Here is a 15,025-nt window from a genome sequence, read left to right on the forward strand (position 1 = left end):
CAATGAGCCAATGGATTGAAGTGGTTGAACTGGACAAAATTCCAGTGCTGGGTTCGCGCTTGGTTAAAACCCGTGAGCAAAATATCGCGGTATTTCGCGGCAGTGATGATCAGGTGTACGCCATCCGTGACGCTTGCCCGCACAAAGGTGGCCCCTTATCGCAAGGCATCATGCACGGCACAACCGTGACTTGCCCGCTGCACAACTGGAAGATCGACCTCACCAGCGGTCATGCGCTCGCACCGGACGAAGGGTGCAGCAATGTGTTTGCGGTGAAAGTGGAAGGCGGCAAGGTGTACCTGCAACTATGAAGACTACCCGTACCACCTGCCCCTACTGCGGCGTAGGCTGCGGGATCATTGTCGAACAAGATGCAAGGGGTACGGTGAAAGTCCGCCCCGACCAAGAACACCCTGCCAACCTCGGCAGGCTCTGTTCCAAAGGCACGGCGCTGGCGGAAACACTCGACCATCCGCAGCGCCTGCTACACCCAGAAATCAATGGGCAGCGTGTAACGTGGGAAACCGCCACATCCACCATCGCCACCCGTTTCCAGCAAATTATCACGGAACACGGCGCGGACGCAGTGGCCTTCTACGTCTCTGGGCAACTGCTGACCGAAGACTATTACGTCGCCAATAAGCTGATGAAAGGTTTCATCGGCTCAGCCAATATCGACACCAATTCACGCCTGTGTATGTCGTCGGCAGTGGCGGCGCACAAACGCGCTTTCGGCGAAGACCTCGTGCCGTGCAGCTACGAAGACCTGGAGCAAGCCGAACTGATCGTGTTGGTGGGCAGCAATACCGCGTGGTGTCACCCCGTGCTCTACCAGCGCATGGTCAAAGCGAAAAAGGCTAATCCCGCGCTGAAAGTTGTCACCATCGACCCGCGCCGTACCCAAACCGCCGACCTTGCCGATTTGCATTTGGGGCTTGCACCGGGAACAGATGCCATCCTGTTCAACGGCTTGTTGGCTTATCTGGCAAGCAATGGTTGCACAGCGGCTGAGTTCGTCGCGGAATCTACCAGTGGGGTGGAAGGCGCATTAGCCACGGCAACCGACAGTGCGCCGAATGTGCATTCAACCGCTGGGCAGTGCAACTTGCCAGTCGAAGACGTGCAGCGGTTTTTCGACCTATTCGCCGCCACCGAAAAAGTGGTCACGGTATTTTCGCAAGGTATCAACCAATCCTCCAGCGGGGTGGATAAGGGCAATGCGCTGATCAATTGCCACCTGCTGACTGGGCGGATTGGTAAACCCGGCGCAGGGCCATTTTCTTTCACCGGACAACCGAATGCGATGGGGGGGCGCGAAGTCGGCGGACTTGCCAACCAGTTGGCAGCGCATCTGGACATCGACAACCCGCAGCACCGCGACTTGGTGCAACGTTTCTGGCAATCCCCCGTGATGGCGCAACAGGCTGGACTGAAAGCAGTCGATTTGTTCCAAGCGATGGAAGCGGGCAAGGTCAAAGCGGTATGGATTATGGCAACCAACCCCGCAGTCAGCTTGCCAGATACCGATCAGGTACGCCGCGCTTTGGGGAAATGCGAATTGGTGGTGGTTTCCGATTGTGTGCGCAACACCGACACGGCTGATCTGGCACACATCCGCTTGCCTGCGCTGACGTGGGGCGAACGTGATGGCACGGTGACGAATTCCGAACGCTGTATTTCCCGCCAGCATCCCTTCCTCCCCGCACCCGGTGAAGCCAAGCAAGATTGGGCAATCGTTACGGCAGTGGCAGGGGTAATGGGTTTTGCCGAGCATTTCCCTTACCAGTCCGCACATGAAATCTTCCGTGAACATGCCGCGCTGTCAGCGTTTGAAAATGACGGCAGGCGCTGTTTTAACTTGGGTGCGTGGCGTGACATTTCTGCGCAAGCATACGCCGACTTGCAGCCAACCCAATGGCCTGTGTTGGAATCCGGCAGGGGAACGCCGCGTTTATTTACGGATGGCAAGTTTTTCACCGCATCCGGCAAGGCGCAATTCATTGCTGTGACGCCATGCCTGCCGCAATCCGTGCGTACCCCGGACTACCCATTTGTGATGAATACCGGGCGGGTGCGTGACCATTGGCATACGCTGACCCGCACCGGCATTTCCCCGCGTTTGTCGGCGCACATGGCGGAACCAATGGTAGAAATCCACCCTTGCGATGCACGTGACCAAGGCTTGCAGGACGGTGGTCTGGCGCGTATACACAATGCCTTGGGTGAAATACTGGTGCGGGTCAAAACCAGCCGTGACCAGCAACGCGGCAGCTTATTCGTGCCGATGCACTGGAGCAGGCAGTTCAGCAGCGCAGCGGGCGTAGGGCGGCTGATTCCAGCAGTGGTTGATCCGATTTCGGGGCAGCCAGAAGCAAAACACGCCACGGTGGTGGTTGCGCCTTATCAGACTCAGTGGCACGGATTTTTGATTTCGCGGCGAAAGATAAATCCCGCTACCGATTACTGGACTGCCATCAAAGCTGAACATGCATGGCGTTACGAACTGGCAGGCAGCGAAACCTCCGACAACTGGGCAGCCTTCGCCCGCGAACTGCTCTGCCAAAACGATTGTGCCGTGAACTGGACAGAATACCTCGACACAGCCCGCCAAACTTACCGTGCTGCACGTTTCACAGGGGGGCAATTGGAAAGCTGCCTGTTCATCAGTGCTTCCGCCGCTTTGTTGCCCGCCCGCGAATGGCTCATCAGCCTGTTTGCGCAGGAAGCCTTGCAACCCGCTGACCGCATCGGCCTGTTGGCAGGAAAACCGGCAGTGGCAGGCGAAGACAAGGGGCGTACCGTGTGCGCGTGTTTCAAGGTGGGCGAAAAAACCATCCGCAAGGCGATTGCCGAGCAGGGCTTAAAAACCGTGGAAGACATCGGGCGCTGCTTGAATGCGGGCACGAATTGCGGTTCGTGTGCGCCGGAGTTGAAGTCCCTGCTGGCGTAATACTTGCATATCAGTCACATTAGTTTTCGTTTACGCAGGTGTCCATGTACAAACTCATGCTGGTTGACAGCGATTCCGACCGTTCCGGCAGCCTCGAAGCCGCGCTGTTGGCGGCTGGTTACACCCATATTATCCGCATTGGGTCGGGCGATAACCTGATGAATGCGGTGCGTAACCACCAGCCCGACATCATCCTGATCGACATGCAAAGCCCTGACCGCGACACATTAGAATCACTGCGTAATGTCAGCCGCGAAACCCCCAAGCCCATCGTCTTCTTCGCCGAGCAAAGCGATTACGAAACCACCCGTGCCGCGATCAATGCCGGGGTCAGTGCCTACATCGTTGACGACCTACCGGGGAAGCGCCTGAAATCGGTGTTGGAAGTCGCCATCGCCCGTTTTCAGGAATACCAGAAACTCAAAGAAGAACTGGAAGACTACAAATCGCGCCTGCAAGACCGCAAAGACGTGGACAAGGCCAAAGGCATCCTCATGCAACACCGCAACCTTTCGGAGGAGGAGGCATACCAACTGCTGCGCAAAATGGCGATGGATCGCAACATGAAAATCGGCGAAGCCGCCCGCAATTTCATCGCAGCAATGGCGCTGCTGGGGGGCAAATGATGAAACAGAAGTTGCGTATCGGCTTCCTGCCACTGACCGACTGCGCGGTGCTGGTTGCGGCATTGGAACGCGGTTTCTTCGAGAAATACAGCCTGCACGTTACCCTGCAACGCGAGGTGTCGTGGGCGAATATCCGCGACCGCGTGGCGTTCGGCGAATTGGATGCGGCACACATGCTTGCACCCATGCCACTGGCGGCAACACTGGGTATCGACGGCCTTGGCATCCCCATGCAAGCCGCTTTCAGCCTCGGTTTGAATGGCAGCGCTATCACCCTTGCCAGCAATTTGATGGATGATATGCAGGTACTGTTTCCGCAACACCTGCAAACAAGCCCCTTACGCGCCACTGGCCTCAAAGCCCTGCTCGCCAGCCAACCGGGGCGCAAGCTGGTGTTCGCCAGCGTCTACCCGTTTTCGCAGCACCATTATTTGCTACGTGCTTGGTTGCAGGATGGCGGGCTGGACTTGGAACGCGATGTGGAAATCCAAGTCATTCCCCCGCCGCAAATGGTCAACTCGTTGGCAGAGGGCAAAATCGACGGCTATTGCGCAGGCGAACCGTGGAACCAGCTTGCGGTGCAGCGCGGCATTGGTCACGTTGCCGTCAGCAGTTACGAACTGTGGAATAATGGCCCGGAAAAAGTGTTGGGTGTTACGCAAGCGTGGGCAGAAGCCAACCCTGAAACCCACGTGAACCTGCTATGTGCCTTACTGGAAGCTGCCCAGTGGCTGGAAAACCACCATAACCGCGCCCGCATTGCCGAATTACTGGCTCGCCCCGAATACTTGGATATGCCCGTGGAAGTGATCCGTCCACCGCTGTTGGGGCATTACCGCTATGCGCCGCGTGAACCGGAACGTTTCCTGCCCGACTTCAATGTGTTTGCCCGCTATGCCGCCAATTTCCCGTGGCATTCGCACGGCGCGTATTTTCTGGCGCAGATGCAAGCAGCGGGGCAATTGCCATCAACGCTGGCAGACGAAGCGGAAATCTTGGCGCGGGTTTACCGCACCGACATCTATCGGCTGGCAGCAGACATCCTCAGCCTGCCGTATCCCTTGGGTAATGATTTGCCGAAGAGTGGCAACATTGCCCCGTGGGTATTACGTGAGGCCAGTCAGCCGATTGCAATGGGCAGCACCTACGCGGTGTTGCATCACAATCGTGCCGAATGAGGTCAGAAAGCACTCTATAAGTGCATTCTAATGTAGCCATTTACCCCTCACCCCCCAACCCCCTCTCCCTCAAGGGGCGAGGGGGAGCAAGAAAGATAAGGTTTTAAGCCCCTCTCCCCTTGAGGGAGAGGGGTTGGGGTGAGGGGGGTAGACATTTGGCACACCCTTTGCATAACTATCCTCAAGCGCAGTCAACGGCGACTGCCCTTTAACGTAACTCCTCCTCCTAACCGTGCGACGTAGCGCGGGATTTTGGGTAAAGCTGCCCTGACCCCTGTTGGTTCCTCCTCCTCCAACAGGCGTCAGGGCTTTTTTTTGTCTACGAAAAAGGTTTTAACGATGAGCAAGACACAACAAACCGGACGCCGCACTTTCTTCAAGAAAGCTACGCTGGCCTTGGCATTAACCCTGAGCATGGGCACTGGCCTGCTGATCAGCACTGGCGCACAGGCCGCTGACATTGGCAAGCCAGAAAAATCTGACCTGAAATTCGGTTTCATCAAACTAACCGATATGGCTCCGCTGGCGATTGCCTACGAAAAGGGTTTCTTTGAAGACGAAGGCTTGTTCGTCAAGCTGGAAGCGCAAGCCAACTGGAAAGTATTGCTGGATGGCGTGGTCGATGGGCAATTGGATGGCGCACACATGCTGGCAGGCCAACCCCTCGCCGCCACCATCGGTTTCGGCACGAAAGCTGAGATCGTTACCCCGTTCTCAATGGACTTGAACGGCAACGGCATCACCGTTTCCAACGCGGTGTGGGAAAAAATGAAAGCCCATGTCGAAATGAAAGACGGCAAGCCTGTCCACCCGATCAAGGCTGACGCACTCAAAGCCGTGGTCGATGACTACAAGAAGGAAGGCAAGCCATTCAATTTAGGCATGGTGTTCCCGGTTTCCACCCACAATTACGAGCTGCGCTATTGGTTGGCAGCGGGCGGCATCAACCCCGGCACTTATGCACCCGCCAAGGATGACATCAAGGGGCAAATTGACGGCGATGTCATGATTTCCGTGACCCCGCCACCGCAAATGCCCGCCACGCTGGAAGCGGGCACGATTGACGGCTACTGCGTGGGCGAACCGTGGAACCAACAAGCGGTTGCCAAAGGTATCGGCGTTCCCGTTATCACTGACTACGAAATCTGGAAAAACAACCCGGAAAAAGTGTTCGGCCTGACCAAAGCCTTCGTCGAGAAAAACCCGAACACCACCGCGCACGTCGTCAAAGCCTTGATCCGTGCCGCTTACTGGCTGGACGAAAACAACAATGCTAACCGCAAGGAAGCCGTTGAAATCCTTTCCAAGCCGGAATACGTCGGTGCTGACAAAGCGGTATTGGCAAATTCCATGACGGGTACTTTCGAGTATGAAAAGGGTGACAAGCGCGACGTACCGGATTTCAACGTGTTCTTCCGCCACAACGCGACTTACCCGTATTACTCCGATGCGGTGTGGTATCTGACGCAAATGCGCCGTTGGGGCCAAATCGGCGAAGCCAAGGACGACAAATGGTTTGATGAAACTGCCAAGAAAGTTTACCGCCCTGACATCTACAAAGCAGCGGCTGAAGCCCTGATCGCTGATGGCAAGCTGAAGAAGGAAGACTTCCCTGACTTCGGTACTGAATCCGGTTACAAGCCAGCAACCAGCGATTTCATTGACGGCACGAGTTACGACGGCAAGAAACCGAACGAGTACATCGAGCAGTTCAAGATTGGGCTGAAGAAAGACAGCAAGGTTTAAAGACCCTCACCCCCAACCCCTCTCCCGCCAAGCGGGCGAGGGGCTAAGAAAAATACTGCCTTTCACTCTTGCTCCCCCTCGCCCGCTTGGCGGGAGAAGGGGCTGGGGGGTGAGGGTAATAGGAGACTTGCATGAACCCTACGCAACTATTCCAGACCCTTGGAGCGCCATTCCTCGGTATCCTGCTGTTTCTGGCGATCTGGCAGGTCGGTGCACCCAAAATTGTAACCTCGCTCGGCGCTATTCCGGGGCCAGTGCAGGTGTTTGAACAATTCATCGGGCTGATTGATGAACACAAAGCTGCCCGCCAGAAAGAAGTGGAATTCTACCAACGGCAAGAAGAGCGCAACACCAAAGCCAAGGCAGACGACCCGAATGCCGAGATCGAAGTGCGCCCGTACACGGGTAAGGCGAGTTTTTTCGACCAGATACTGACCAGCTTGATAACGGTAATGACGGGATTCGTACTGGCGGGGTTGATTGCCATTCCGCTAGGGATTGTCGCGGGGCTGAGCCAAACGGTTTATGCCGCGCTTAATCCGCTGATCCAGTTGTTCAAGCCGGTGTCACCGCTGGCATGGTTGCCGATTGTGACCATGATCGTGAGCGCCGTGTATGTCACGGATAACCCAATGTTTGAAAAGTCGTTCATCACGTCCGCACTGACGGTACTGCTGTGCTGTTTGTGGCCGACCATCATTAATACCACCGTCGGGGTGGCGAATATCAGCAAGGATTTGCAGAACGTCAGCAAGGTACTGCGCCTGAGCTGGTGGACGCATGTGCGCAAAATCGTGCTGCCTTCCGCCATCCCGATGATTTTTACTGGCTTGCGCCTGTCGCTGGGGATTGCGTGGATGGTGCTGATTGCTGCCGAAATGCTCGCGCAAAACCCCGGTTTGGGCAAATTCGTCTGGGATGAATTCCAAAACGGCAGTTCCAATTCCCTTGGGCGCATTATGGTGGCGGTGATCGTCATCGGCCTGATCGGGTTTGCGCTGGATCGCGGCATGTTGCTGCTGCAACGCCACGTGTCATGGGACAAGAGCCTCGCGCTGCGTTAACGGATAAGGAAAACAGAACATGAGTAAACATCCCGACCATTTGCTGATTTCGCAGGTGTCGATTGATTTCCCCACGGCAAAGGGGCCGTTCCGCGCCCTCGATAAGGTGAATTTGCGCATCGAAAAAGGTGAGTTTGTTTCCATCATCGGGCATTCCGGCTGCGGCAAATCAACCGTGTTGAACATCGTTGCGGGCTTGTACAAAGCTACCGAAGGCGGTGTGATTTTGGATGGGCGTGAAGTGGATGAGCCGGGGCCAGAGCGGGCGGTAGTGTTCCAAAACCATTCCTTGCTGCCGTGGCTGACCGCCTATGAAAACGTCGAGCTGGCGGTCAAACAGGTGTTCAAGAAGACCAAAAGCAAGGCAGAAATGCGCGAATGGATTGAACACAACCTGCGGCTGGTACACATGGATCATGCGATGGATAAGCGCCCGGATGAAATTTCCGGCGGCATGAAACAGCGCGTTGGCATTGCCCGTGCCTTGGCAATGGAACCGCAAGTGCTGCTGCTGGACGAGCCTTTTGGCGCATTGGATGCTTTGACCCGTGCGCACTTGCAGGACTCGATGATGGAAATCCAAGCCAAGCTGGGCAACACCGTGATCATGATTACCCACGATGTGGATGAGGCAGTATTGCTGTCTGACCGGATCGTGATGATGAGCAATGGCCCAGCAGCGACAGTCGGTGAAATCTTGCACGTCAACTTGCCGCGCCCGCGTAACCGGGTGGCGATGGCGGAATCGGCGGAATACATCCGTTGCCGCAAAGCGGTACTGAGCTTCCTGTATGAGCGGCATGGGCGCAAGGAAGCGGCGTAATCGCAGCTTATTGGCTGAGACTATCCACCTCTTGCTCTACCTTCGCTAGGTCGGCACGGTTTTGCTCCAGTATGTGTTCTATGCGCAGTTTTTCTTCGGCGCGGGTTTCGAGCGCGTATTGGGTTTCGATGGCGGTGAGGCGGTCAAACAGCAGTTGCCAGCGGGCTTGGGCGCGTTCCAGTTTGGCTTTACGCATGAAATCGGATGGTTTGGGGGGCGGGGGCGTGAGTGTCCAGTGCTTGGGTACATTCGGGTCACGACTGAATAGACCCCAGTCCCATTCTTGGGTGGTGGATTTGTCGAGGGTGCTGATGTCCAAACTGCGGGCTTGGCGCGGTTGCCCCATCACTACCAGTGCTCCGGCACGGGTGAAGGCATTGGCAAGGGTTACTTTGTCCGGTTTGGCGAGCAGGTTGGCGTAAAACTCGTAGGCAAACTGGGAGGCTTCGCGGTCGTCGATGTAGTTGTGGGTGGCGATGACGCAGGGGATGCCAGCGGCGAGGAAACTTTCCACCTGTCCGGCGCTGTTGCAGCCGTTGAGGAACAGCAGGTCGGGCTTGCGATCCCATGTTTGCAGGATGCCTGCGATGTGGCGGGCGTAGACTAGCTCGTCATCGGTCTGGAGTTGTTCTGCGCCGCTATGCCCTGCGAAGTGGATGATGTTGGCCTGATCGGTGTGTTTGCGCAGCAGGTCGCCGAGGATGGCGCGGGTCAGGTAGGGTTCGTAGTCGACCGTGCAGTTTGCGCTTGTTGCGTTACCGAAAAGCTGCTTGATGCGGCTGAGTTCAGCGGGGACGGATTCCAGCGGTTTGAGTTTGCTCTTTGCGCCGAGGAGGAGGATGGTGGTCATGATTTGCCCTCTTCGTTTGGATAAGGTTGGTTAACCGGCAGCGCATCTTCAGGCCACACACGCATCTTGCCGTACTTCTCGCGGAATTCCTTATCCAGCTTGTTGTAGTGTTCCATCATCAGCGTCGTCCATTGCAGGCGTTCGAGAACTTCATCATCGGGGTCGCCTTCGGGCATTTTGCGGCCTTCAATGTCACTCTGCCATGCGCGTAATTCTTTCAGCTCTTTATCCTTTTCACCGTCTCTGGGGTTGTTGCCAAGGATTTCCAAACGGCTTAAGCCGATGTCGATGGCGCGGAAAGCAGAATACTGAAAAACCGGGTCGTTGCGGTGGACTTCGCGTGCCTGATCCAGTTCCCGCAGTTGCTGGATATTGGCTTTCATCGCAAAGCCCATGTATGCGCCTTGACGCACGTCAGCGAGGTTGTGGGTAAGGAGTTCTTTCCCAATCTCAGGATCAAGCCGAGAGAGTGCATAGGCGGAATCAAAAGCAGCCAGCGGATTGATTTTGGCTTTTGCATCTCTGATTTGTTTCAGGTCTTCATCCGTCGGGTTTTCGGATTTGCTGTCACGCAGTTTACGCCAGTCGCGGTATTGTTCATCCAGTACATCCAGCTTTTGTTGCAGAAGTGGAATTACTTCACTGTCGGTGATTTGCAAATTACCCAACAATCGGTAGGCAAGGCTACTGAACGCATCTTCTTCCGGTTGTTGGATGATACGTAGGATTTCTTGTTTGGCTGTGGTCGGGTCTTCTTTTGGGAGGCGTTGCAGGGCGGCAATTCTGGCAGGCAGTTTGCGGGATGTGTCGTGCAATATCTCCAGCGCTGGTAAAACCTTGTCTTCCAGTTCGGTAATGGTTTTGTTGAGTTGTGCGTGTGATTTTAACGGCTGGAGTGGATCAACAAGCTTGACATCCTTGCTGTCGGCAAGTGTTTCAATGGCTTTTTGCCGGATGGAAAGATGGGCATCTGTTTTTTGGGCAAGCGCCAGCAATTGCTGGTTGCGTTCGGGAGAGACAGGCAGGTTAAGAGCTTGCAGCAGTGCTTTGCGGTCATTAACTGAGCCTGCAATTGAACCCAATTTTTCATAATTAAAGAAGTCAGCCCATTTGAATGTACCCTTTCTTTCTTTTGGGGTAACAGCATCAACTTGAATCTGGTTGGGATTGCCGATTAGCCCGAGGGCTTCAGCGGCGGAAAGACGCATATATTCATTTTCATCCTTGATGGCGTTGACGAGGGCATCGACGGCGCGGGGATCGCCGATTCGCCCGAGGGCTTCAGCGGCGTTTCGACGCACGGATTCATTTTCATCCTTGATGGCGTTGACGAGGGCATCGACGGCGCGGGGATCGCCGATTCGCCCGAGGGCTTCAGCGGCGTTTCGACGCACATATTCATTATCATCCTTGATGGCGTTGGCGAGGGCATCGAAGGCGCGGGGATCGCCGATTAGCCCGAGGGCTTCAGCGGCGTTTCGACGCACATGTTCATTATCATCCTTGATGGCGTTGACGAGGGCATCGACGGCGCGGGGATCGCCGATTAGCCTGAGGGCTTCAGCGGCGGAAGAACGCACGGATTCATTGTCATCCTTGATGGCGTTGATGAGGACATCAAAGGCGCGGGGATCGCCGATTAGCCCGAGGGCAGAAGCGGCTGAAGAACGCACGTTTTCATTGTCATCCTTGATGGCGTTGACGAGGGCATCAAAGGCGCGGGGATCGCCGATTCGCCCGAGGGCTTCAGCGGCTAAAGAACGCACGGATTCATTTTCATCCTTGATGGCGTTGGCGAGGGCATCGACGGCACGGGGATCGCCGATTAGCCCGAGGGCAGAAGCGGCGGAATAACGCACGCCTTCATTTTCATCCTTGATGGCGTTGGCGAGGGCATTGAAGGCGCGGGGATCGCCGATTCGCCCGAGGGCATCAACGGCGGAAGAACGCACGGATTCATTGTCATCCTTGATGGCGTTGATGAGGACATCAAAGGCGCGGGGATCGCCGATTAGCCCGAGGGCTTCAGCGGCGGAAAGACGCATATATTCATTTTCATCTTTGATGGCGTTGGCGAGGGCATCGACGGTGCGGGGATCGCCGATTCGTCCGAGGGCTTCAGCGGCTTTGAGACGCACGTCTTCATTTTCATCCTTGATGGCGTTGGCGAGGGCATCAAAGGCGCGTGGATCGCCGATTCGCCCGATGGCATCAATGGCGGAAAAACGCACGGATTCATTTTCATCCTTGATGGCATTGGCGAGGGCATCGACGGCGAGGAGATCGCCGATTCGCCCGAGGGCTTCAGCGGCGGAAAGATGCACATTTTCACTTTTGTCTGCTAAATAGTTGATGAGTTTGTCTGTCAGGCGCGGGTCAGTTATTATTGCGGATTGGGGGGACAATCTTTGTTTGAGCTGACTATAGAAAAACTGAAACGGGGATAGATTGTCGATCGAATAAGATAAAGTGTTGGCTTGCAGCAAAGTGAGTGCCGTATCGTTCAGGGTATCCTGCTTGTCTGCTACAGCGGGTTGCTTTATCAGCGCAAAGCCTGTTTGTGTTTTCAGGCCAAACAAACCCCGGATGACATCACGCGAAATTTCCGGGCTACCACCAGAAAAAGCCTTTTCTTTGAGTTCTAAGGCTTTGCTGAAATTGCCCTGTTCAATGTAGCCATGAATACGCTCAGCAAACGGGCGGTAGCCCGTCAGTTCGTTATTCAAATCCTTGTAGTCCAGAATGCCCCGTTCCTGAAAGCGCTTGTCCGGCTCCATATCCTGACTCGGCAAAGAGGTTTCATAGGCATATTGTTGCTGATTGAACAGGTCAGACCAGCCTTCTTTGCCGCCATAAACTTCTACCCGACTTCCTTCTAGTTTTGCCAATCGTAAGTGGTGATTAAAGTGGTTCATGCCCCAGATCGTACCCAGTGTCATCACCAAAATAGCTGCGGCTGCCGAACTGCCAATCATCAGCAGCCGTTTATTGCGCATCTTCTCCTTCTGCTTGGTATTCCACCCCTCGATACTGCCCGAAAACATATCGTGGTAAAGCTCATACCAGATTTTGTCCTCACGTTTCTGGCTGCGCAAAATCCGTGTCTTAGTGAGTTTTTCCAGCACCGCCTTGAGTTCGTCCAGTTTGGCATCAATGGCGGAGGCAAGGTCTTCCGGCGTATAGGGCATCTTTGCCCCGTGACGGCTGATGAGGTGGTCGAATGAGCGTGATGTCAGCACTTTTTCGTGTTCGCTGAACCCCTGCAAGGTGTGCTGGATGTAGTTTTCCAGCAAGCCCGCCGCGCCACCCGCTGCCCGGTAAGTTTGCATCCGCAAGGTTTTGGCGGGGTTGCTGCTTTCCCGATCCCACAGTTGCGAACAGACGATTTGCAGGTAAGGCGGGTCGACTGCTTCGGTGGTGTCTTCCAGCGGGCTGGTGGTGGTGCGGCGCAGTTCGCGTTTGAGCAAGTCTTTCAGCAGTTGTTCCAGCAATTCCGGCTCATACTGGAAGTCAGTTGGCAGCAAAGGTTTGAGAATCGCTTCCCGTGCTGCTTCGCGCCCCAGTTTGTCGAGGCGGTAGAGGTTGTTGAATACCGACAGCGGCACGTATTTCTTGAACGCATCCAGTTCCAGCGCGAAATCTTCCCGCATCGAGAACACCAAATGCACGGGTAGGTTAGCGTTGGTGAATACCCCGGTCAGTTGCTCAAGGAATGGCTGGAAGGCCGACCGCCCCGCTTGGTAACGGAAAAATTCCTCAAACTGATCCAGCACCACAATCAGAGGCTGGCGGGTAAACAGGGTGCAGAAACCAAGAAAATCCACCAGCTTTTCATCATCCTTGGGGGCGTACACGATTTCAGGTCGCCACGAACCACTGGTTTGCAGGGCTTGTTGCACCGCCTGTTTCAACCCATTCAGCGGCTCGGATACCCAGTCGATGTAATACACCACATCCAGATTTTCCCCCAGCGGTGATTTCAGTTGTGGCAACACCGCAGCTTGCAACAGCGAGCTTTTGCCCACCCCAGTGGCGGCGAACAGCAAGGTCAAACGGTTAACCAGAATCTTGTCGATGAGGATTTTGCAGTCAGCGTCGCGCCCGAAAAAGTTGTTTTGCTCGTCTTCGCGGTAGGGACGCAAACCGGGGTAGGGGGCATTGGCGGGTGTGGTGTCGGGGATGCCGCTCATGGGTTGGCCTCCTGCAAATGCTTGTCGAGTTCGGCGAAATCCATTTCATACTGGCGCACGTTCTGGTTCTCCCAGAAGGCTTTTTGCAGCGGGTCATCGGTTTTGCCGATGGTGTAACACGGTTCCGGGTAATTGTGCCGTTTCAGCAGCAAGGCACGCGCCAGCAGGCGGTCTTCCCAACGCGCTGGGCTAAAACCGATGAACAGGAATTCGCGGTCACGGAACTGGCGGGTGATGTAGTCGGGGATGATTTTCCCGGCATTTTCGGCAAAGGTGAAATAGTTGCTTTCCGACAGGGTGAGCGCGTCACGCCACGCGGTGTTGTTGTCGGTATAACCCTCACCGCACGTACCGCGAATCTTGTAGAGGATGGAATACTGCTTGAGCAATTCAAGCTGGGAGAGCTGTTCCTGTGTGTAGCGTTCCTCACCCGCCCGGTCGGAATATTTCAGCACCAGATAGCCGAGTTTGTAATCGTCAGTGGGGATGATGATGGAGGCGATTTCCACAAACGGCTTGCCCGCCGCGCGGAAAGCATTTTCCAGCAAGGTATCGTAAGCCGCCGAAATGATCACCAAATGCGTGGGGATATGCGCCAGCGATGCGTACAGGCTCAGCGCGGGCATGTCTTGCGGCAGGGATTTTTGCAGATTTTCCAGCAAGCTTCTGCGCCCAAAGCCGGGGGTCAGTTGATAATACTCGGCGATGGAGGAAAGGCTACCGGAAAAGCTCTGGTACTGGATTTCTTCCGCCAGTTTGCTGACCAGCACTTGTTCATCGTCGTTGCTGCCTGCGTACAGGTGCGGGATGGCAGAACCGAGGAACAGTACCGTGCGCCCTTTGCTGATGCTTTCCGCGACTTTGGCGTATTGGTGGGTATTGTTGCTGCGGGCATTAACGGCAGCGGAGCTAAGCAGGCTTTGGAATATCTGGATGAAGTCTGGTGCTTGCATGTGCCCATCCAGAAAGTTTTGCGCAATGGTGGCAATGGTGGTCATTTGTTCGTGCTGGTTGCGCGGGTCAAGCACTTGCGATAGCAGGGTGATAATAGGGGCAAGGGCGGCGAAATGGGCAGTCAGGCGGGCGAAGACTTGGCGTGCGAGGTTGCCTTGTTCCACCCGTTGCTGCAATTCGCTGACTTCTTGATTGATTTTGGGGTCATGAGGGATGAGTGCTTGGAGTTGCAGGGCAATTTGCAGCAGCTCTTGTGGGTAAACCTTGTTGCGGCGCAGGGTGGCGAGTTCATCACGCAGTTGTTTGGTCTGGTCGGCGTTGGTTTCTGTTGCCAGTTCCTGTTCGGTCGCGGCAATTTTAGTTTCCAGTGTTGTGAGTTCCGCCACTGTCTCATCCAGCGTGGCTTTTTGCTGGAATCTTCTGGCAGCATCGGTTTCCAACAGAAATTGCTTCTCGACAGCCTCGCGTTTGGCACTCAGGAGTTGCCAGTTCTGCTTTAGGCTTTCAAGGGTTTGCTGGATGCGCTCGCGTTCTGACATTTGCTTAGCCCCGCTGGTTTGTCTGTCGTTAAAGATAGCAAATCGGCTTGGTTTATGGGCGAAAGAAATCAGGTTTGCTTGAGATAAGCGGGGAAAATCCAGCAA

Annotated in this window: 10 protein-coding genes; 7 read left to right on the forward strand and 3 right to left on the reverse strand. The window is 55.3% G+C overall.

What is annotated here, in order from left to right:
- The first annotated feature begins 2 nt into the window (after window positions 1-2).
- From nirD to PHE17_RS13755, 7 genes are all read left to right on the forward strand, one after another.
- Entirely contained in the window at window positions 3-311 is a 309-nt protein-coding gene (gene nirD, locus PHE17_RS13725; protein WP_301016460.1) for a nitrite reductase small subunit NirD, read from the forward strand.
- A complete protein-coding gene (locus PHE17_RS13730; RefSeq protein ID WP_301016461.1) occupies window positions 308-2,950 on the forward strand; it encodes a nitrate reductase in 2,643 nt (880 codons plus the stop codon). Before nirD ends, PHE17_RS13730 begins: the two co-directional genes overlap by 4 nt.
- Window positions 2,951-2,994: 44 nt before the next feature.
- Window positions 2,995-3,576: an ANTAR domain-containing protein gene (locus tag PHE17_RS13735; RefSeq protein WP_301016462.1), complete on the forward strand. Its 582-nt coding sequence runs from the start codon at window positions 2,995-2,997 to the stop codon at window positions 3,574-3,576.
- On the forward strand, window positions 3,573-4,754 hold the full coding sequence (locus tag PHE17_RS13740) for a CmpA/NrtA family ABC transporter substrate-binding protein (RefSeq protein ID WP_301016463.1): 1,182 nt from the start codon (window positions 3,573-3,575) through the stop codon (window positions 4,752-4,754). The genes PHE17_RS13735 and PHE17_RS13740 overlap by 4 nt, the downstream gene beginning before the upstream one ends.
- 339 nt (window positions 4,755-5,093) lie before the next feature.
- Window positions 5,094-6,500, forward strand: a complete 1,407-nt coding sequence (locus tag PHE17_RS13745) for a CmpA/NrtA family ABC transporter substrate-binding protein (RefSeq protein WP_301016464.1) — start codon at window positions 5,094-5,096, stop codon at window positions 6,498-6,500.
- A gap of 131 nt (window positions 6,501-6,631) precedes the next feature.
- Window positions 6,632-7,564 carry an ABC transporter permease gene (locus PHE17_RS13750; protein WP_301016465.1) on the forward strand — a complete coding sequence of 311 codons (933 nt, stop codon included), beginning with the start codon at window positions 6,632-6,634 and terminating at the stop codon, window positions 7,562-7,564.
- Window positions 7,565-7,583: 19 nt separating this feature from the next.
- Window positions 7,584-8,387: an ABC transporter ATP-binding protein gene (locus PHE17_RS13755; RefSeq protein ID WP_301016466.1), complete on the forward strand. Its 804-nt coding sequence runs from the start codon at window positions 7,584-7,586 to the stop codon at window positions 8,385-8,387.
- Between the two features lie 7 nt (window positions 8,388-8,394).
- Here PHE17_RS13755 and PHE17_RS13760 read toward each other — a convergent pair whose 3' ends face one another.
- The 3 genes from PHE17_RS13760 to PHE17_RS13770 are packed head-to-tail and all read right to left on the reverse strand — an operon-like array spanning window position 8,395 to window position 14,920.
- The gene (locus PHE17_RS13760) at window positions 8,395-9,237 is read right to left on the reverse strand and encodes a CHAT domain-containing protein (RefSeq protein ID WP_301016467.1); all 843 of its coding nucleotides are present in this window, start codon (window positions 9,235-9,237) and stop codon (window positions 8,395-8,397) included.
- Window positions 9,234-13,427, reverse strand: a complete 4,194-nt coding sequence (locus tag PHE17_RS13765) for a HEAT repeat domain-containing protein (protein WP_301016468.1) — start codon at window positions 13,425-13,427, stop codon at window positions 9,234-9,236. The genes PHE17_RS13760 and PHE17_RS13765 overlap by 4 nt, the downstream gene beginning before the upstream one ends.
- Complete coding sequence (locus PHE17_RS13770) at window positions 13,424-14,920, reverse strand: SIR2 family protein (RefSeq protein WP_301016469.1); 1,497 nt, start codon at window positions 14,918-14,920, stop codon at window positions 13,424-13,426. Before PHE17_RS13770 ends, PHE17_RS13765 begins: the two co-directional genes overlap by 4 nt.
- Window positions 14,921-15,025: the final 105 nt, after the last annotated feature.

Source organism: Thiothrix sp. (assembly GCF_028714775.1).
Classification (GTDB): domain Bacteria; phylum Pseudomonadota; class Gammaproteobacteria; order Thiotrichales; family Thiotrichaceae; genus Thiothrix.

Coding starts and splice junctions, on each gene's coding strand:
- PHE17_RS13770 (WP_301016469.1), bottom strand. CDS start 14,920: ATGTCAGAACGCGAGCGCATCCAGCAAACCCTTGAAAGCCTAAAGCAG.
- nirD (WP_301016460.1), top strand. CDS start 3: ATGAGCCAATGGATTGAAGTGGTTGAACTGGACAAAATTCCAGTGCTG.
- PHE17_RS13745 (WP_301016464.1), top strand. CDS start 5,094: ATGAGCAAGACACAACAAACCGGACGCCGCACTTTCTTCAAGAAAGCT.
- PHE17_RS13740 (WP_301016463.1), top strand. CDS start 3,573: ATGATGAAACAGAAGTTGCGTATCGGCTTCCTGCCACTGACCGACTGC.
- PHE17_RS13765 (WP_301016468.1), bottom strand. CDS start 13,427: ATGAGCGGCATCCCCGACACCACACCCGCCAATGCCCCCTACCCCGGT.
- PHE17_RS13760 (WP_301016467.1), bottom strand. CDS start 9,237: ATGACCACCATCCTCCTCCTCGGCGCAAAGAGCAAACTCAAACCGCTG.
- PHE17_RS13755 (WP_301016466.1), top strand. CDS start 7,584: ATGAGTAAACATCCCGACCATTTGCTGATTTCGCAGGTGTCGATTGAT.
- PHE17_RS13735 (WP_301016462.1), top strand. CDS start 2,995: ATGTACAAACTCATGCTGGTTGACAGCGATTCCGACCGTTCCGGCAGC.
- PHE17_RS13730 (WP_301016461.1), top strand. CDS start 308: ATGAAGACTACCCGTACCACCTGCCCCTACTGCGGCGTAGGCTGCGGG.
- PHE17_RS13750 (WP_301016465.1), top strand. CDS start 6,632: ATGAACCCTACGCAACTATTCCAGACCCTTGGAGCGCCATTCCTCGGT.